Origin of the sequence: Microbacterium sp. 67-17 (genome assembly GCF_001898325.1) — a bacterium.
In the GTDB taxonomy this organism is placed as follows: domain Bacteria; phylum Actinomycetota; class Actinomycetes; order Actinomycetales; family Microbacteriaceae; genus Microbacterium; species Microbacterium schleiferi.
The window spans coordinates 83,214-101,484 of sequence record NZ_MKTR01000020.1 but is presented as its reverse complement, the minus strand read 5'-3'; the positions used below and the strand labels follow the sequence as shown (position 1 = coordinate 101,484).

17 protein-coding genes are annotated in these 18,271 nt (G+C 67.9%); 12 read left to right on the top strand and 5 right to left on the bottom strand.

All coding sequences use genetic code 11. From position 1 onward, the window contains the following. Positions 1-13: 13 nt before the first annotated feature. Together BGO47_RS09010 and BGO47_RS09005 are read right to left on the bottom strand one after the other, a co-directional pair. The gene (locus BGO47_RS09010) at positions 14-862 is read right to left on the bottom strand and encodes an IclR family transcriptional regulator (protein WP_292710922.1); all 849 of its coding nucleotides are present in this window, start codon (positions 860-862) and stop codon (positions 14-16) included. Between the two features lie 19 nt (positions 863-881). Further along, the gene (locus tag BGO47_RS09005) at positions 882-2,564 is read right to left on the bottom strand and encodes an NAD(P)/FAD-dependent oxidoreductase (protein WP_292710919.1); all 1,683 of its coding nucleotides are present in this window, start codon (positions 2,562-2,564) and stop codon (positions 882-884) included. 161 nt (positions 2,565-2,725) lie between these two features. On the opposite strand from BGO47_RS09005, the gene BGO47_RS09000 reads away from it, so the two are divergent. The 7 genes from BGO47_RS09000 (at position 2,726) to BGO47_RS08970 (ending at position 12,044) form a co-directional block, all read left to right on the top strand. After that, positions 2,726-3,223, top strand: a complete 498-nt coding sequence (locus BGO47_RS09000; protein ID WP_292710916.1) for a biotin/lipoyl-containing protein — start codon at positions 2,726-2,728, stop codon at positions 3,221-3,223. Positions 3,224-3,226: 3 nt separating this feature from the next. Then, positions 3,227-4,594, top strand: a complete 1,368-nt coding sequence (locus BGO47_RS08995; protein ID WP_292710913.1) for a biotin carboxylase N-terminal domain-containing protein — start codon at positions 3,227-3,229, stop codon at positions 4,592-4,594. Further along, the gene (locus BGO47_RS08990; RefSeq protein ID WP_292710910.1) at positions 4,591-6,156 is read left to right on the top strand and encodes a pyruvate/oxaloacetate carboxyltransferase; all 1,566 of its coding nucleotides are present in this window, start codon (positions 4,591-4,593) and stop codon (positions 6,154-6,156) included. Before BGO47_RS08995 ends, BGO47_RS08990 begins: the two co-directional genes overlap by 4 nt. After that, the gene (locus tag BGO47_RS08985; protein ID WP_292710907.1) at positions 6,153-7,052 is read left to right on the top strand and encodes an HAD hydrolase-like protein; all 900 of its coding nucleotides are present in this window, start codon (positions 6,153-6,155) and stop codon (positions 7,050-7,052) included. Before BGO47_RS08990 ends, BGO47_RS08985 begins: the two co-directional genes overlap by 4 nt. After that, entirely contained in the window at positions 7,049-9,055 is a 2,007-nt protein-coding gene (locus BGO47_RS08980) for an acetoacetate--CoA ligase (protein WP_292710904.1), read from the top strand. Before BGO47_RS08985 ends, BGO47_RS08980 begins: the two co-directional genes overlap by 4 nt. A 93-nt stretch (positions 9,056-9,148) precedes the next feature. After that, positions 9,149-10,867: a long-chain-fatty-acid--CoA ligase gene (locus BGO47_RS08975; RefSeq protein ID WP_292710902.1), complete on the top strand. Its 1,719-nt coding sequence runs from the start codon at positions 9,149-9,151 to the stop codon at positions 10,865-10,867. A 130-nt stretch (positions 10,868-10,997) separates the two neighbouring features. Continuing rightward, positions 10,998-12,044: a 2-oxoglutarate and iron-dependent oxygenase domain-containing protein gene (locus BGO47_RS08970; protein WP_292710899.1), complete on the top strand. Its 1,047-nt coding sequence runs from the start codon at positions 10,998-11,000 to the stop codon at positions 12,042-12,044. On the opposite strand, the gene BGO47_RS08965 is transcribed toward BGO47_RS08970, so the two are convergent. Next, positions 12,038-12,703 carry a TetR/AcrR family transcriptional regulator C-terminal domain-containing protein gene (locus tag BGO47_RS08965; protein WP_292710896.1) on the bottom strand — a complete coding sequence of 222 codons (666 nt, stop codon included), beginning with the start codon at positions 12,701-12,703 and terminating at the stop codon, positions 12,038-12,040. The two genes, BGO47_RS08970 and BGO47_RS08965, sit on opposite strands and share 7 nt — an antisense overlap. A 101-nt stretch (positions 12,704-12,804) precedes the next feature. Between BGO47_RS08965 and BGO47_RS08960 the strand changes: the two genes are divergently transcribed. After that, a complete protein-coding gene (locus BGO47_RS08960) occupies positions 12,805-13,776 on the top strand; it encodes an NAD(P)-dependent alcohol dehydrogenase (RefSeq protein WP_292710894.1) in 972 nt (323 codons plus the stop codon). A 69-nt stretch (positions 13,777-13,845) separates the two neighbouring features. After that, a complete protein-coding gene (locus tag BGO47_RS08955) occupies positions 13,846-14,670 on the top strand; it encodes a formate/nitrite transporter family protein (protein WP_292710891.1) in 825 nt (274 codons plus the stop codon). On the opposite strand, the gene BGO47_RS08950 is transcribed toward BGO47_RS08955, so the two are convergent. Further along, positions 14,639-15,004 carry a DUF2834 domain-containing protein gene (locus BGO47_RS08950; RefSeq protein ID WP_292710888.1) on the bottom strand — a complete coding sequence of 122 codons (366 nt, stop codon included), beginning with the start codon at positions 15,002-15,004 and terminating at the stop codon, positions 14,639-14,641. The two genes, BGO47_RS08955 and BGO47_RS08950, sit on opposite strands and share 32 nt — an antisense overlap. 62 nt (positions 15,005-15,066) lie before the next feature. Here BGO47_RS08950 and BGO47_RS08945 point away from each other — a divergent pair, with 62 nt between their 5' ends. The 3 genes from BGO47_RS08945 (at position 15,067) to BGO47_RS08935 (ending at position 17,152) form a co-directional block, all read left to right on the top strand. Then, on the top strand, positions 15,067-15,924 hold the full coding sequence (locus tag BGO47_RS08945; protein WP_366246881.1) for an HAD family hydrolase: 858 nt from the start codon (positions 15,067-15,069) through the stop codon (positions 15,922-15,924). Positions 15,925-15,962: 38 nt separating this feature from the next. After that, positions 15,963-16,796 carry an aldo/keto reductase gene (locus tag BGO47_RS08940; RefSeq protein ID WP_292710886.1) on the top strand — a complete coding sequence of 278 codons (834 nt, stop codon included), beginning with the start codon at positions 15,963-15,965 and terminating at the stop codon, positions 16,794-16,796. Between the two features lie 122 nt (positions 16,797-16,918). After that, a complete protein-coding gene (locus tag BGO47_RS08935) occupies positions 16,919-17,152 on the top strand; it encodes a hypothetical protein (protein WP_292710883.1) in 234 nt (77 codons plus the stop codon). An 11-nt stretch (positions 17,153-17,163) separates the two neighbouring features. Here the strand turns inward: BGO47_RS08935 and BGO47_RS08930 are convergent, their stop codons facing one another. Further along, positions 17,164-18,117, bottom strand: a complete 954-nt coding sequence (locus BGO47_RS08930) for a DNA-3-methyladenine glycosylase 2 family protein (RefSeq protein ID WP_292710881.1) — start codon at positions 18,115-18,117, stop codon at positions 17,164-17,166. Between the last annotated feature and the right edge of the window lie 154 nt (positions 18,118-18,271).

Here is an 18,271-nt window from a genome sequence, read left to right as displayed (position 1 = left end):
GTGCCTCGACTCTTCAACGAGGATCGGCGGCGTGCAACCGGGATTTCTCACCGCCTGAGAAAAGATCCGGTGCGGGAGGCGGAACCCGGCGCATCACGGCACCAGCGCTCCCTCCCCGCATCGCCCGGCTGATCTTGTCGGCGGTCCCCTTGACTGCCGGGCGGAGACGTTCGATCTCCCCGGCTTGGCTGATATCGAAGACCAGCGCTACCGAGGCGACTGTCTCTTCTTCGTAGACGATCGGTGCCGCCAGCGAGATCGCGCCCAGGCGCATCTGCTCGTAGGTGACCGACATCCCCTCACGCCTCACGGTGTGGATGATCTCGGCGAGCTCCGCCGGATCGGTCACGGTGCTCGGGGTCGGGCTTTCGAGCTCTCGAGCGAGGTAGGCATCGACGAACCAGTCAGGTTGCGCCGCCAGCAGCACGCGCCCGACCGCGGTGGCGTGCAGCGGCAGGCGCCCGCCGATGCGCGAGACGATAGGGAGCTTGCGGGAGTTGTAGACCTTGTCGATGTACAGCGAGTACAGCCCGTCACGGATCGCCAGATGCACGTTCTCGTGAGTGAGGTCGAACAGATCCTGCAAGAACGGATGCGCGCGGTCGCGCAGCCGCCTTCCGGCCTGTTGCCCCAGTGACCACAGCCGAAAGCCGATCTGGTATCGACCGTCCGAGCCCTTGCGCAACGCCCCCCACCCCTCCAGCGAGGCGACGATCCGGTAGGTCGTCGAGACCGGGAGTTCTGCCCGCTGGGCGATCCCGGCCACCGTGAGAGAGCCGGTCGTGCCCTCGAAGGCAGCGAGGACGGCGAGGACGCGCTCGATGACGCCGTGGGGTCCGTGTTTGTCGTCGTCCGCGGTCATCCTCGCTCCTTCATGCCACTCACCGGGCTGCGGCCACCTCGACAAGCGCGGGGTCGGGCTTGCGGATCTCGGCGTGTGGGTCGAGTCCGAGGTCTGCGGCGATCTGGTGCCAGGCATTGAGCGAGCTGCCGCGCCCGATGCCCGATCCGGAATGGACATTGGACGAGCAGTTGTACAGGTTCGGCAAGATCGTGCGGTAGCCGGCGAGCTCGGGGATCGGGCGGAACCGACCCAGCTGGCTGGCCAGGTGTGCGCCCTCGACGTACCCTCCCTCGACCATGTCGGGGTGGGTGGAGTTCACCCGCGGCGGCAGGAACCACTCGATCGCGGCGATGTTGTCCGCTGTCATGTTCTTGGCGTAGCGGGGCCACTGCGCGCGGATGCGGGTGTCGAACTCTTTCTCGAGCGCGGCCCATCCCTGATCGTCGAAGAACCGGATGGGCGCCGTGAACTCTTCGATCCCGGTGATGTGCTGGCCCTGCGGGGCACGGGTGGTGTCCCACTGCGAGTCCGTACTCGAGAGCATCAGCATCCGCGGCGAGATTCCCTCCGAGAAGATGTGGGCCTGGTAGCGGGTGGCGAACCAGTCGGGGTCTTTGGGCCCCCAGTACAGTCGCGGCTGGACGCCGGCCTCGGCCACTCCCGTGGTGCCGGCGTAGTCGGGAGCCTCGTAGCTGACGACGTTGGCCCACACGAGCTGACCGCGGTCGTAGACGACGTTGCGGAGGCGATGGCGAATGCGTTCGGCCACCTCGCCGTGACGCAGAAGCTGGAGCACGGTCTGGGGAAGCCCGAGATCAGAGACGACGATCCCCGCGCCCACGAAAGATCCGTCGGCAAGGCGGATGCCGGTGGCCTTGCCGTTCTCTTGCACGATCTCATCCACGCGCACACCCGTGAAGTACTGCACCCCCCGCAGGGTTCCTGCCTTCACGAGGGCGGAGGTGATGGCTCCGGTGCCGCCGATCGCAATCGCTGCCGGCTCGAGCGAGAGGACGAGGGCCAGATTGTGGATGAAGCCCTGGAGCCCCGGCACGTCATCCGGATAGCACCCGGTCGAGGTGACTCCGGCCCGCATGAACAGGGTCCGCAGCTCATCGGATTCGAACATGTCGTAGGCCAACTGGCGCATCGTCATGAACTGGTGCACGGGCTCGATGAGCGAGCCCGGCTGGTCCAGGAGCTCTTCGAGCGGGTCGGGCGTGCCCCAGGGGGTGGGTGGCGTGCACCGCTGGCGCCCGAAAGCGCTCTTGATGTGTGCCGAGTACGCCTCGTGGACGCGCAGGTAGGTGTCGGCATCCCGAGAACTGAATGCCCGGATGTTGGCCTCGGTGCGCGCCACTCCCTCGTCCCACGCCTCGGCGCGGCCCGTGTTGTCGACCACGCGCGCCGCCGAATACCCGATGAACACCGAGCCGTCGTCGTAGACCATGGCCTCGTTGCCCTCGGGAAAGACGTAGCTCAGGCCAAGCTCGCCCAGCCCGAAGTCCTTATAGGCAGGATGCCCATAGAAGCGTGTCCAGTGGGCGCAGGGGTTCTGCGTCACCCCCGCGGTGGGCCCCGGCATGCTCTGGGCGCCGCCGCCGAGGTGGGTGCGCGCTTCGAAGACGGCGACGCTCAGGCCCGCTCGCGCGAGATAGGGCGCAATGATCGTTGCGTGGTGTCCGCCGCCGACAATGACGGCGTCAAAGTGATCGGTCACGTTTCATCCTCGAAGTCGCGATCTGGTTCGTCCCTGGTGGGGCGATCACCGTAAACCGATCGCGTGTGCCGTGACCACGGCGCTTCTCATCATATGAGAACGCCGGTTGCCCCCACCAGGGCCTCCCCGCACGATGGTGCCTCAACCAGAAGGAGGGCGACGTGGCCCAGGAATCTGCCCCGAGCTGGCAGCAGCTGCTCGACCTGGTCGCGACCCTGGACGGTGGCGACTACGACACTGTCGCGATCACGTGGGGCGAGGTGTCGGTGCAGCTCTCGCGCACCGGCCCGCTCGAGCAGACGGCGGCTACGGCATCCGTCGCGCCGGTGGCTCCCGCACCTGCTCCTGCTCCCGCCGCCCAGCCCGCCCCGGCTCCCGCGGAGCTCAGCGCGGCAGACCAGGCGGGGACGGATGCTGCCCTGGGCGCACCCATCACCGCCCCCATGCTCGGGGTGTTCTATCGGCGGCCGGCGCCGGGTGCGGCGCCTTTCGTCGAGCCCGGAGATGTGGTCGAGGCCGACACCACCATCGGGATCATCGAGATCATGAAGCTCATGAACCCGGTCGTGGCAGGCGCCGCCGGCACGATCGCGGCGTTCGAGGCGCAGGATGGTGCGCAGGTGCAGTTCGGTCAGGTCCTCGCGCGGTTCGAGGCGTGAGCTGTGAGCACTGACCGGCCCGTCGTTCTTGTCGCCAACCGCGGCGAGATCGCCGCGCGCATCGTCGCCGCAGCGCAGCGGATCGGAGCAGAGGCGGTGCTGGCTGCCAGCGCTGCTGACACGCAGTCGCTCGCGGCCCGGGCTGCCGACCGCGTGCTGGTCATCGGCCCCGCTCCGTCGGCGCAGAGCTACCTTCGCCCCGAACTCATCGCCCAGGCAGCTGTCCACGCCGGCGCCGATGTGGTCCACCCCGGTTACGGCTTTCTCAGCGAACAGCCGCGGCTGTGTGAGCTTCTCGAGGAAGAGGGGATCGCCTTTGCCGGCCCCCGTCCCGAGACCCTGCGCGCTGTCGGTGACAAGGGCAGCGCCCGGGCCGTGGCGGTGGCAGCCGGGGTCCCCGTCTCTCAGGGCCGGGTCATCACCGACGTGCACGATGTCGCAGCTCTCGGTGCCGAAGTGGGCTATCCGCTCATGGTCAAGGCCATTCACGGGGGCGGGGGGCGCGGCATCCGCCTTGCCACCACCGAAGCCGAACTCGTCGCCCTTGCTCCCCAGGCCGCGCAGGAAGCTGCGGCAGCCTTCGGTAACGGCGACCTCTATATGGAGCGCTACTACGGCTCTGCCAGGCACGTCGAGGTGCAAGTCTTCGGCGACGGCGAGGGTGGCGCGCTGATCTTCGGTGACCGCGACTGCTCTGTGCAGCGCCGCCATCAAAAGCTCATCGAGGAATGCCCTGCTCCCGGGTTGTCGGCCGAGCGTCGCCGCGTGCTGCACGATGCCTCGCGTGCGCTCGTGGAAGCGCTGCGCTACCGGGGCGCCGGCACGGTGGAGTTTCTCGTCGACACGCTCAGCGACGACGTCGTCTTTCTCGAAGTCAACGCTCGCATCCAGGTCGAGCACCCGGTCACCGAGGAAGCCTTCGGAGTCGACCTCGTCGCAGCCCAACTCCTGCTGGCGCTGGGGCTGCCCACCGGGTTGCCGGTGCCCCCCGCAGTGCCGCCGGCTGTCGCGATCGAGGTGCGTATCAATGCCGAAGACCCCGCCGCCGACTTCCGACCCAACGCGGGACGGATCGGCCAGGTGCGGTGGCCCCGTGGCCCCGGCATCCGCATCGACACCCAGATCGAGTCCGGGTTCGAGTTTCCGCCCTACTACGACAGCCTCGCCGCCAAGCTCATCGTGCGTGCCCATGACCGCGCCGCCGCGGTCGATGGCGCGCTCGCCGCGGTGCGCAACACGCGCGTGGCGGGACTGACCACCACGCTCCCCATGCTCGAAGCGGTCCTTGCCCACGAGGACTTCAGGGCGGGGCCCGTGCCGACCACCTGGTTCGGGCGGGAGTGGGAGAGCATGAGGGAGAAGATCGGATGACGCAGCATCCGCGCGCCGCGCACTTGAGTCAGCTCGGCGGGCACCGCACCCGCGGGCCCGTGCGCATCGTCGACACCTCTTTGCGCGACGGCAACCAGAGCCTGTGGGGAGCCACCGGCATCACGACGGGCATGGCCGAAGCTGCGGCTGTCGATCTGGCACCGATGAACCTTGCCGCGATCGATTTCACCAGCTCCACCCACCTGTCGATGGGGGTGAAGTTTCACCACGAGAACCCCTGGGAGCGGCTGGACCGGGTCAGCGCGGCAGCCCCCGACACCCTGTTGTCGGCGATCACGACAGGGATGCGCTTCATGTCGTGGGAGAAGGCCAGCGAGCCGGTGATGCGCCTTGCCCTGCGGATGATGGCCACCCACGGGGTGCGGCGCCTGCACATTGCCGAGCCGATGAACGACCGGGACGCCACCATCCGGGTCGCGCAGTGGGCCAAGGACGAAGGCTTCACGCAGATCGTGGCCGGTGTCGTCTTCACCGAGAGTCCGGTGCACACCGATGAGCGCTACCTCGCCAACGCGGCTGCCTACCAGGCCGAGCCGGCGATCGACCATGTGTACCTCAAGGACCCCGGCGGCTTGCTCACCGTCGAGCGCGTGCGAGAGCTCGTGCCGCAGCTGCGGGAGGTCGTGCACAAGCCCCTCGAGCTGCACAGCCACACCACGACGGGGGCGGCATCCCAGCTGTATGTCACCGCCGCAGCTCTGGATGTCGATGTGCTGCACACGGGTCTTGGACCTCTCTCCAACGGCACCGCCCAGCCAAGCCTGGAGCACCTGCTGACCAACCTCGACGCCGTCGGCATCGAGGTGGATGTCGACCGGGATGCCGCGGCCCGGGCCGCGCAGACGCTCTGGGCGATTGCGCGCTCGCAGGGCCTGGCGGCCGGGGCCCCGAGCGAGTTCGATCTCGGGGCGCACGTCCACCAGGTCCCGGGAGGAATGATGGGGACCCTGCGACGCCAACTCGGTGAGATCGGGATGGCCGATCGGCTTCCCCGAGTGCTGGAGGAGTGCGTGCGGGTGCGCGCCGACCTCGGGTACCCGATCATGGTGACGCCCTTCAGCCAGTTCGTGGGCAGCCAAGCGCTCATGAACGTGCTGGCCGAAGAGAGCGGACAAGACCGCTATAGCCGCATCCCCGATGAGGTCGTGCGATTCGTCCTCGGCCACTTCGGCACTCCCGAGGGGCAGATCGACCCCGACGTCCAGACGCGCGTGCGTGATCTTCCCCGCGCGGCCGAACTCGACAGGCCCGTCCCCGAGCCGTCGCTTGAGGAGCTGCGGATGCTGCACTCCGAGAGGCTCGGCCGTGCGCTGTCTGACGAAGACCTGCTGCTGGCCATCGTGATGCCCGCCGAGCAACTCGATCCGATGTATGCCGCAGGTCCCGCACCGCGCTGGGTACCAGCATCCGCGGGGCCACCGCCGACAGATGTCGCCTCGTTCATCGCCGCTGCGCACACCCTGCCCCGGTGGAGGTCTTTGCGTATCGCGTTCGGCGAGACCCGCATCGCCCTGGACCGTCCCGCACAGGAGGAGCGATGACATCCGAGATTCTTTCCCGCCTCGCCGCCGTCGAGGGTGTCATGTTCGATGTCGACGGATGCCTGGTGATCTCTGACGGGCCCGCAGGCCAAGAAGGCTCAGCCCTCCCGGGGGCTGCCGAACTGATCGCGCAGATGCGGGCATCCGGGCGCCGGGTGTGCGTCTTCACGAACGGCACTGCGCAGCCGCCCGCCGAGATCGCCGCGCACCTGCGTCATCTGGGGCTCGGCGTCGCCGACGAGGAGGTACTCACCCCCGCCGTGGCCGCGGCCCGTACCCTGCGCGAGCGCTACGGCCAGCAACCCGTGCTCGCTTACGGCGGTGGCGGGGTGGTGCCGGTGCTGCGGGCCCACGGGGTTAACCTCATCGACCCTGATGAGCACCGCTCGGGCGCGGCATCGGGCGCTGTCGCCGTGCTGGTGGGATGGGACACGGATTTCACCAAACCGAAGCTGCAGTTCGCCGCCGAGGCGATCCTCGCCGGCGCGGCGTTGTACTGCACCTCGGATGCTCCGGCCTTTGCGAGCAAGGACCGCCTGAACGTCGGACTGTCGGGCTTCATCGTGGCAGGGCTTTCGCACGTGACCGGGCAACCCTGGACGGTGCTGGGAAAGCCGTCGGCGTTTGCGCTCGAGACCGTGTGCTGGGCACTGGGAACGACCACCGAGAGCACTCTTGTGCTCGGAGATGACCTCTACCTCGAAGCCAGCATGGCCCGTCGTGGCGGGGCGGTAGCGGGCATCGTCCTCACCGGGATGACCACCCGCGAGCGCCTCGCCGACATCCCGGGCGACGAGATGCCCGAGATCGTGGTCGAGTCGATGACCGAGCTCGCGGCCTTGTTCACGGATGCCGACGAGCTGCGGATGCCGGTCTCAACCGGTCTCAAGCGATGACGGACTCCGGCCAGCGCGCCCCCGCGCACGAGGTGCTCTACCGCCCCTCGACTGCTGCTCGCGATGGATCGGTGATCGCAGAGTACCTGCGCTGGCTCGCTGCCGAACGTGGACTGCGCTTCGACGATGTCCAGTCACTTCATGCGTGGTCGGTCGACGAGCTCGAGGCTTTCTGGCAGAGCGTGTGGGACTTCTTCGGGGTTCGTGCATCCGCCCCTGCGCGCTCGGTTCTTTCGGGCGGGCCGATGCCGGACGTCTCGTGGTTCGAGGGTGCCGAGCTCAACTACGCCGAGCACTGCCTGCGCCACGATGTCGATGCGCTCGCGATCTTCGCAACCTCACAGACGCGCGAGGACGTCTCGCTGAGCTTCGGCGACCTTGCCGAGCAGGTCCGGCGGGTGCGGGCGGGGCTGCACCGACTCGGTGTCGGACCTGGCGATCGGGTCGTGGCGTACCTTCCCAACATCCCCGAGACCGTGGTGGCGTTCCTTGCGACCGCGAGCCTCGGAGCGATCTGGGCCAGCTGTGCTCCCGAGTTCGGAGCCCGGGCAGTTCTCGACCGCTTCGGTCAGCTCGATCCCGACATCCTGCTGGTTGTCGGTGGCTATCGTTTCGGTGACAAACCGATCGACAAGTCGGCCGACGTCGCTGCGATCCGTGCGGGGCTGCCGACGGTCAGGAAGACGATCGGCGTGCCATATGGTGACTTTGCCGTCGATGCAGACATGGCGTGGGACGAGATCGCGGCGCCCGCGGACGATCCGCTCACCTTCGCGCCAGTGCCGTTCGCGCATCCGCTGTTTGTGTTGTTCTCGTCGGGTACGACAGGGGCACCCAAGCCGATCGTCCACGGGCATGGCGGCATCCTGCTCGAGCACCTGAAGACTCTCGGGCTGCACTGGGACCTGCGGGCGGGCGATCGACTGATGTGGTTCAGCACGACGGCCTGGATGATGTGGAACACCCTCGTCTCGACCCTGTTGCACGGCGCCGCCGCGGTGCTGATCGACGGAAACCCCCTCTACCCCGACCTCGACGCGCAGTGGCGCCTCGCCGCCCAGACCCGGGCAACGCTGGTCGGTGCGAGCCCGGGACTTATCAGCGCGTCGCGGACGGCGGGACTTTCCCCTGCCCCCGATCACGATCTCTCGTCCGTGCGGCAGATCGGCGTGGCCGGCAGCCCGCTTGCGGCCGAAGGATTCGTGTGGATTCACGAGCAGTTCGGTGACGATGTCGTCTTGAACGTCGGCAGCGGAGGCACCGACGTCTGTTCCGCGATCGTGCAGGGCTCGCCGCTGCACGACGTGTGGCTCGGGGAGATCAGCGGCGCCTCGCTCGGTGTGGACGCCGTGGCCTTCGACGCCCACGGAGAGGTCATCATCGACGACCTCGGCGAGCTCGTCATCCGTCGCCCCATGCCATCGATGCCGGTCGGCTTCTGGGGGGACGCTGACGGCAGTCGTTATCGCGACGCGTACTTCGATGTCTACCCCGGGGTCTGGCGGCACGGGGACTGGGTGCGGTTCGCGCCGAGCGGCAGCTGCGTCATTGCCGGCCGATCGGACGCGACACTCAACCGGGGCGGCGTGCGCCTCGGTACCGCCGAGTTCTACCGCGTCGTCGAGGAACTTCCCGACGTGACTGACAGTCTCGTCGTGCACTTGGAGGATCCTGACGGTGGGCCGGGTGTGCTCGTCCTGTTCGTTGTTCCCGCGACCGACGCTGGCGCCCCAGCCGCAAGCGCTGCGTGGGATGAGGAGCAGAGCGTTGCCCGCATCACTGTCGCCCTGCGCTCGGCGCTCACCCCCCGACACGTGCCCGATCACATCGCGGTGGTCTCCGCCATTCCGCACACCAGGACGGGAAAGAAGCTGGAAGTACCGGTCAAGAGGGTGATGCAGGGCAGTGACCCTGTCGAACTGGCGGCGCTGTCGTCGCTGGATGACCCGCACGCCCTCGAACCGTTCGCCCGCTTCGCCCGCGAGCGTGGCCTGCTGGCGTAGCAGCCGGGAGGCACTCCAGAAGTGTCGACGTATGCCCCGCGGGACGTACGGGCCTCCGTAGACTGGCGCGCACCGTCGACCAGAAACGAGACGATGAGCATCCCGAACCCGTCTGAGCACTCGTCGCCGCTGGCGCACCGCCCGTGGCTTGCCGCCTACGCCGACGGTGTGCCCGCGGACATCGACCCGGTCGACCAAACGCTCGTCGACATGCTTTCGGCATCCGTCGACCGATACCGCAAGGACGTGGCCCTCGAGTTCTTCGGCAGAACGACGACGTATGGCGAGCTGGGGGAGCAGGTCGAGCGCGTCGCGAACGGACTCCGTAAGCAGGGGGTCGTCGCGGGTGACCGGGTCGCGCTCGTGTTGCCGAACTGCCCGCAGCACGTCGTGGCGTTCTACGCGATCCTGCGCCTGGGCGCCATCGTCGTGGAGCACAACCCGCTGTACACGGCTCGGGAACTGCGGCACCAGTTCGAGGTGCACGGTGCGGTCGCCGCAATCGTGTGGGATAAGGTCGCCGACACGATCGCTGAGATGCCCTCAGACGTCAGGCCGCGAACGATCGTGTCGGTACGGATGCCAGACGCGCTGCCCCTGGGCAAGCGTCTCGCTCTGCAGCTCCCGGTCCCCGCAGCGCGGGAGACCCGCACCGCGATGACGGCAAAGCCGACCGCGAAGAAGCTCGTGGCGTGGAAGACGCTGACGGCTGCCCGTCCTCTTGCGAGGAAGACCGCGAAGCCGACGCTCGATGACATTGCGCTGCTGCAGCTGACCAGCGGTACGACCGGCACCCCGAAGGCCGCCATCCTCAGCCACCGTAATCTGCGTTCCAACGCGGCGCAGGGCCGGGCGTGGGTGCCGGGTCTGAAGGAAGGCGCCGAGACCTTCTACGCGGTGCTTCCCCTCTTCCACGCCTACGGCCTCACGCTGTGCCTCACCTTCGCCGTCTCGATCGGCGCACGCATCGTGCTGTTCCCTCGGTTTGACGTCGACGCAGTGGTGGCCGCTGCGAAGCACTCGCCGCCGACGTTCTTGCCCGCCGTCCCGCCGGTCTACGACGCCCTGGCCCGGGCTGCTGCCCATCGCCGGATCGACCTGCGCAGCATCCGGTTCGCGATCTCGGGGGCGATGAGCCTGCCGATTCCGACAGTCACGCGGTGGGAGGAGGCCAGCGAAGGCCTCCTTGTCGAGGGGTACGGCATGACCGAGTCCTCTCCTGTTGCCCTCGGAAATCCCATCGGTCCGACGCGGCGCCCCGGGACGGTCGGGGTTCCGTTTCCGAGCACCGAGATTCGCGTGGTCGACCCCGACAATCCGGGCATCGATCGTGAGATCGGCGAAGCTGGCGAGCTGCTCATTCGGGGACCCCAGGTCTTTCAGGGCTACTGGGAGCGTCCCGAAGAGACAGCTGCAGCCCTGCTTCCGGGCGGCTGGCTGCGCACGGGCGACATCGTGACGGTCGCCGAGGACGGCTTCGTCACGGTGATCGATCGCGTGAAGGAGCTCATCATCACGGGCGGCTACAACGTCAGCCCGAGTGAGGTCGAGCAGGTGCTTGTGTTGCATCCGGATGTCGGTGCCGCAGCCGTCGTCGGTGTCCCGCGTTCCTCGGGTGGCGAGGATGTCGTGGCAGCCGTCGTACTGCGCGAGGGTGCCCACTTCGACTCCACGGGACTGCGCGACTTCTCGCGTCAGCATCTCGCTGCGTACAAGGTTCCCAAGCGCATCGTCGAGGTGGCCGATCTGCCCCGCTCGCAGATCGGCAAGGTCCTGCGCCGGTCGGTGCGCGAGAGCCTCACGGGGAGCTGAGGCGAGCGCCCGGCTCCTGTAACGCGGGTGAAACCGACCGCGCGTATCGTGGCGCGCGACGCTCATGAAAGCGAAAGCCCGCTCCCGGCGGGTGAATGGAAAGCGTGAAGCGGCTCGAGAAGGAGTTGCTATGACATTCCAGGTTCCCCTCGTGGACATCACCGCGTACGTGACCGACGGGACGCCCGAGGCGAAGGCCGAGGTCGCCCGCCGCATCGACGACGCGTGCCGCACAGTCGGGTTCGTCCAGATCACCGGCCACGGCATCCCCGATCCCGTCATCCGCGGCCTGACCGACGCGATGGACGCCTTCTTCGCCCTCGACCTGGAGGCGAAGAAGACCTATCGAACCCCGCCGCAGATCAACCGCGGTTACAGTCCGCCGAAGTCCGAATCGCTGAGCCTCAGTCTCGGCGTCGAGCAGGCCAGCCGCATGAACGACTTCTTCGAGGCGTTCAACGTCGGGGCATCCGCTGCGACCTACCCGCACATGGCAGAACTCCCACAGCCCGACTACGCCGAGAACCTCTGGCCCGCGGTCGAGGGGTTCCAGACGCAGGTGGAGGCCTACTTCGACGAGGCTGCCCGCGTCGCCCGGGTCATGACCCGGATCTTCGCCGACGCACTGGGGCTGGACCCGGAGTTCTTCGCCTCCCGCACCGATCACTCGCTGGATGTCATGCGGATGAACAACTACGCGCTGCCGCCTGGGACCGATGTGACTCTCGACGGCGACCTCATCGGCATGGGCGAGCACACCGACTACGGGATCGTGACGATCCTCTGGGCCGATCAGGTCAAGGGTCTGCAGGTGCTCGGCGCGGACGGCTCGTGGAACGACGTGTCGCCTGCCGACGATGCCCTGCTGATCAACCTTGGCGATGTCACGGCCCGGTGGACCAACGAGCGGTGGATGTCGACGCTTCACCGTGTGAAGCCACCCGTGATCGACGGCACGATCGAGCGGCGCCGATCGGCTGCCTTCTTCCACGACGGGAACGTCGATGCCCTGATCGAAACGCTGCCCTCGTGCGTGGATGCCGAGCATCCCGATCTCTACGAGTCGGTCACCGTGGGCGAGCACATCGCCGCAAAACTTGCCGGGTCCCGCGCGGGTGTGCGCAACGAGGCGGCCGCGCGGGAGTCGGCGCGCGTGCTCGCGAGCCAGCGCTACTGAGGATGTGAGCGTTCGAGGCGCGCATCGAGACCGTCGAGCAGAAGCATCAGACCGAAGTCGAATCCCGACCCCTGGTCGGAGGCGTGAAGGTTCACGTGCTCGATGAGATGAGTGTGTCCGACCTGTTCGAGGTAGGCCAGGGCGGCGTCGCGTTGTTCACGCTCGGCGGCGGCATCCGTCGGCGCGAAATCGAGGGCCTGGATGACGTACCCCTGGATGTAGGCCTCGAGCACGTGATGGGCATGAAAGGCCTGTTCGGGTGTGAAACCAGCGCTGCGCAGGTGCCCGAGGGATACGTCGATGTAGGTCATCCGTGCCGGACCACCGCTGGACGCACGAATCCGGTTGGCCCACGGGTGGCGCAGCAGCGTCGTGAACGCTGATCGGGCGGTGCGACGCACAGCCGTGCGCCAGTCGCGCGTGTCGCCGGTCAGGGTGACCTTGGCCCAGACGAGATCAACGATCCCGTCAATGACAGCTTGCTTCGATGGCAGGTGGTGGTAGATCGACATCGCCTCGACGCCGAGCCGGGCACCCAGTGCCCGCATGGTGAGCGATTCGAGCCCCTCGGCGTCGACGAGTTCCAGCGCCGCGGCGAGGATGCTGTCGCGGCTGAGCGGTCGGCGAGTCGCGTCGGGCTCCCCGTCGGATCTCGTCATGTGACGACCTTCCCGCACCTTGACGAACTTACGGTGTAAGACTAGCCTGGTCGCCAACCATACGGTGTAAGGCTGAATCGATTCGACTCAGGAGGGCCACCATGCTCGCTGTTCGCCGCTCCCGCTACGGCGGACCGGAGACGCTCGAGATCGCTGACATCGATGAGGAGCCGCTGGAAGCGGTGCGCGTTCGGCTGAGGGTGGCTGCTTCATCGCTGAACCCGTTCGAGTGGCATCACATGCGCGGCCTGCCGTGGTTGATGCGCCCCACATCCGGATGGCGCCACCCGCGCAATCCCGGACTCGGCGTAGACGTCGCCGGCATCGTCACCGAGGTCGCGGATGACGTCGCTGATCTGCGAGTGGGCGATCCCGTGTTCGGCGTCGCGCGAAACTCGCTGGCGGAGTCGGCGACCGCGCGCGCCGAGTATCTCGTGCGGATTCCCGATGGCGTGGAGCTGGAAGCCGCGGCTGCTGTGCCGCTTGCGGGTCTGACGGCGCTGCAGGCCCTGCGCAACCAGGGGCTCATCACGGCGGGCTCCCGTGTGCTGATCCTCGGCGCCGCGGGCGGCGTGGGGCACTACGCCGTGCAGATCGCCCGCGCCCTCGGTGCCGGTCGGGTTGTGGCAAGCTGCAGCGGGCGAAACGCCTCGTGGGTCCAGGGTCTGGGAGCGGACCGCGTTCTGGATTACACGCGGGGCGAGGTCGACGCCATCGACGAGCGGTTCGACGTCATTCTCGATATCGCCGGCGGAGCACGAATCGCGTATCTGCGATCCCTTCTCGCGCCGGGAGGCTCGCTTGTCCTCGTGGGTGGCCCCGGCGACGGGTTGCTCCTCGGGCCTGCCACACGGATCTTTCGAGGACTGATCACGAGTCGATTCCGCCGAGAGCGGGTCGTCATGGTAAACGCGACGTGGTCGGGAGAAGACCTCGCGACCCTCGCGACGATGCTCGGCGAGGGGAGCCTGCGCAGCATCATCCATCGAGAGGTCGGACTCACGGAGGTGCCCGCGGCGATCGCGGAGCTCGAGGGTGGACACGTCCCGGGAAAAATCGTCGTGCGACCCTGACGGCCGCGGTGGCCTCAGCGGGGACCTTCGGCCCTTCATGTGGCCTGACCACAGGCGTATCGTGCCCGTGTGCGCACGATCGAAGAGACCCTCGACCTCCAAGCCGATGCGGCGATCCACAAGATCGAGGGGATGAGGCATCCGCTGCGCTTCACCGTCTCGGGGATGCTCGCCGGCGCCTACGTCGGCATCGCCGTCGTGTTGATGCTCAATGCGGCAGGCCCGCTGGTCGACACCAGCGGCGGTTGGGCGAAGCTCGTCAGCGGCTTGGTGTTCGGTGTCGCACTGACCCTCGTCGTCTTCGCGGGGGCAGAGCTTGTGACCTCATCGATGATGACGCTCACGCAGGGAACACTCATGCGCGCGACAGCACCCGGCCCGGCCGCGGGCGCGCTCGGCTTCACGTTCGTCGCGAACCTCCTCGGCTCGGCACTGTTCGGGGTGCTCGTCGCGGTATCGGGAGTCCTGCACGCCAATCCCGCTGCTGGCGCGATGCTCGAGACGATGCTGGATGCCAAGGCTCACGAATCACCTCTGGAGCTGTTCGTGCGCGGCATCCTGTGCAACGTGCTCGTGTGCCTCGCGATCTGGATGGTCGCGCGGTCGACCACCGACGGTCCGAAGTTCGTGGTCATCTTCTGGGCACTTCTGGCGTTCATCACGTCGGGTTTCGAGCATGTCGTGGCAAACATGACGACCTTCACCCTGGGGTTTGCGACCGGAGTCCCGAGCGCGACCTGGCTCTCGTTCGGCACAAACATGCTGTGGGTCGGCCTCGGCAATCTCGTCGGCGGTGCGGTGTTCGTGGGACTTGCCTACTGGGTGATCGGCGGGGCGCCGCGCTGGCCCTCCGTACAGACCCTCAGGCCCGAGGAGGCCCAGGCATCGGTGTGACGGATGCCGCGAGCTGTGTCATCCGACGCTGGCGCATCGCCAGAAACAGGGGGAACGTGAAGGCGAAGGCCGTAAGCCCCGAACCGAGGATGTAGAGCCACGCGAAGCGCATCCCGAGCCGGCGAGACTCGGCGACGATGAACACGCACCCGGCGACGGCGACGACGAGCAGGTCGACCGTGATCGAAGAGACAGCCGGGCCGCTGGAGATGAGGTCGCCGATGAAGTCTCGCAGCTGGATGATCGCGAGGGTGTTGAAGAACCACGTGCCCACCAGCCCCGCGAGGGCCAGGACGAGGTAGGTGATGGCGAGGGGGCTCCAGTGTCTGGTCATGCCTCGATCCTGACCGCTCGCTCAGCATCCGACCAGATGCGCGCCTCAGGCAGGATGAATGAGTGATCGATGACTCCTCGCACGGCTCCCCCGATCCTTCCGTCGACCTCGACGCTCTTGCCGGCCGAGCGAGCGAGATTCGTCTGATCGCTGTCGATATGGACGGCACCTTGCTTGACGGCGAAGGCGCGGTGCCGCCGGCGCTGTGGCCGATGCTCGACCGCCTGCGCGCGGCGGGGATCGCGTTCGCACCCGCCAGTGGCAGGCAGCACGCCACACTGCGCCGGGAGTTCGGCACGCACGGTGACGATCTTGTCTTCATTGCCGAGAACGGCACGTTCGTGACGCGCGGTGATGAGGAGCTCAGCTCCGATGTCATGGACCGCGCGTTCGTCGCAGAGCTTCTGGGTGACATCCGCGGCTTCACCCACGACGTCGGCGTCGTGCTGTGCGGCAAGGGCTCGGCGTATATCGAACGAACGGATGCCGTCTTCCGCAGCCAGGCGGAGAAGTACTACGCGCGCCTGACCGATGTCCCCGACCTCACCGCCGTGGAGGACGAGATCCTGAAAGTCGCCGTCTTCGACGTCGAGGACGGCGAGAAGAACACGGCTCCCGCGCTGGAGCGACACCGTCTGACGCACCAGGTCGTCGTATCGGGACACCACTGGGTCGATGTCATGAACCGGGGAGCCTCCAAGGGCAAGGCGCTTCGCGCCATCCAGGACCTCCTGAACGTCACTCCCGAGCAGACCGCCGTGTTCGGGGACTACCTCAACGATCTCGACATGATGGATGCCGCAGACTTCTCGTTCGCGATGGCCAATGCGCATCCGGATGTCGCGGCAGCAGCCCGCTACCGGGCGCCATCCAACGTCGACCACGGCGTCATCCGCGTCCTGGAGCGCCTTCTGGGCTGACGGCCCCGCGTGCGGCTGCCACGGGGCAGGATGGACCCATGATCTCTATCCCCACCGTGACCCTGGCCGACGGCGTGAGCTTCCCGCAGGTGGGCTTCGGCACCTATGGCCTCCGCGGCGACGAGGGCACCGATGCCATCGTCTCGGCCGTCCAGGCGGGATACCGCCTCCTGGATTCGGCAGTGAACTACGAGAACGAGGGCGAGGTCGGTGAGGCAGTTCGGCGCAGCGGCCTGGACCGCGACGAACTGATCGTCACGACGAAGATCCCGGGGCGCGACCACGGGTACGACGAGGCCCGCCGCAGCGCCCACGAGTCTCTCGACCGCCTCGGGCTCGACCGCATCGACCTGTATCTCATCCACTGGCCGAACCCCAGCGTCGACAAGTACGTCGACACGTGGCGCGCGATGATCGACCTGCGGGCTGAGGGACTCGTGCGCTCGATCGGAGTGTCGAACTTCACGGAGGCGATGCTCGATCGGCTGCACGGCGAGACGGGAGTGATGCCCGTCGTGAATCAGGTCGAGCTCCACCCCTACTTCCCGCAGGCATCGCTGCGCGCGTACCACGCGACTCACGGCATCCGCACCGAGAGCTGGAGTCCGCTCGCGCGCCGCAGCGAACTGCTGAGCGAACCGGTGATCGGCGACCTCGCGACTGAACTCGGCGTCAGCCCCACGCAGGTCGTGTTGCGCTGGCACGTGCAGGTCGGCGCCACGCCCATTCCCAAGTCCGCTCACGCCGGTCGCCAACGCGAGAACGCCGATGTCTTCGGATTCACGCTCACCGACGATCAGGTTGCCGCGATCTCGGCGCTTGAGCGCGGGCGGCTCTGGGGCGGCGACCCGAACACGCACGAAGAGATGTGACGGCGACTCGCTTCAACCGCCGGCCGGGCTGTCAAGTCCCTCGCTGAGGAGGGCCGTCTGGCGCGATCCTGACGTCCTCCGTGCCGCGCGGGTTGCGCGGCTCCTGGCGAAAGGAAATCGACATGACCGACAGCGCACGTGATCCCCTGGAAGAGGCCGACACCGTCGAACAGATCGCCCCCGTCGAAGGAGCTGAGCCCACGGTCGACCCGCAGCGCTCGTCGGAGGACGGATCGGTCGAGGATGCCACGGTCGATATCGATCCCGACATCCTGCCCGAAACGCAGGGCGAGGATCCGCTGAGCGCCGACCTCGGTGAAGAGGGGCAGGGTGATCTTGCCCCCGAAGACGAGTAGACGGACCGGAGTCAGCGTGACCGGTGATCCTCGGGGTGCAGCCGCGGGGCGCGCCGCGGCTCGCGGGGTGCGCCGGCCGCCGCGAGCAGTCGGATGACGCGCTGCCGGTGACCTGCCCAGGGGGACAGCAGTTCGAGCATCCCGTCGTCGTCGGTGCGCGAGCCGGTGAGCGCGTAGCCGACCTCGTGGGCGAGGTGGTAGTCACCGACGCTCACCGCATCTGGGTCACCGAGCGCCTTGATGCGTGTCTCGGCTGAGGTCCAGGGCCCGATGCCGGGCTGCGAGATCAGGACCCGGTCGATCTGCTCGGAGTCGCTGGCGGTGACGATGGCACGCACGAGCGATTCGCCGCGCTCGGCGACTCGGGCGATTGTTCGCGCCTGAGGTGGTTCGAGTCCGGCCCGGTGCCAGTCCCACGATGGGATGCGCCGCCACCCCTCGATCGTGGGTGGCGCGGACATCGGCCGCGGCGTAGGACCCGGCGCCGACGTGCCATACCAGGTCACGAGCCGCCGCCATGCCGCGAACGCCTGCAATCCCGTGATCTTCTGCTCGACGACGGAGCTCACGAGAGCATCGAAGACGAGCTCGGTGCGCCCGAGCCGGAGCCCGGGGTTGCGGTGTGCGAGGTGCGCGATGAGCGGATGCCGCGTCGCGTCGAACCCGGTTGCATCATCGCTGGCACCGCACAGGGCGGGCGCCTGCTCGAGGGCCCACTCAGCGCCCGGGCCCCACGCCGCAATCCGCACCGAACCGTCCGCGGTGCCGCGCAGCGCGAGGGTCGCCACCCCGAGCGGCGTACGGCTCGCGCGCCAGATGACGGGTCCATCGACGGTGAGCGTAGGGTCGTTCGTGCCGCGGCGCTGGAACACCACGGTCGCGCCCAGATCGAGCGGGTGCCGCGGCCGGTAGACGGTCTCGAGGGCCGCCGCGGAAGCGGTGGGGCTCGGCGCCAGCGAGGTCATGGGATCACGATACGTGGGTCGGCTGACACGCCGACGGCGCCTGATGGTTCGGTCGCGCTGTCGTGCGGGTGAGTGGCGCTGAAGCCCGCGTCAAGGCGCGACCGAACCGGGAGGTCGCACGCCGATCGGATGCCGAGGGAGAGACCCTGTGCGC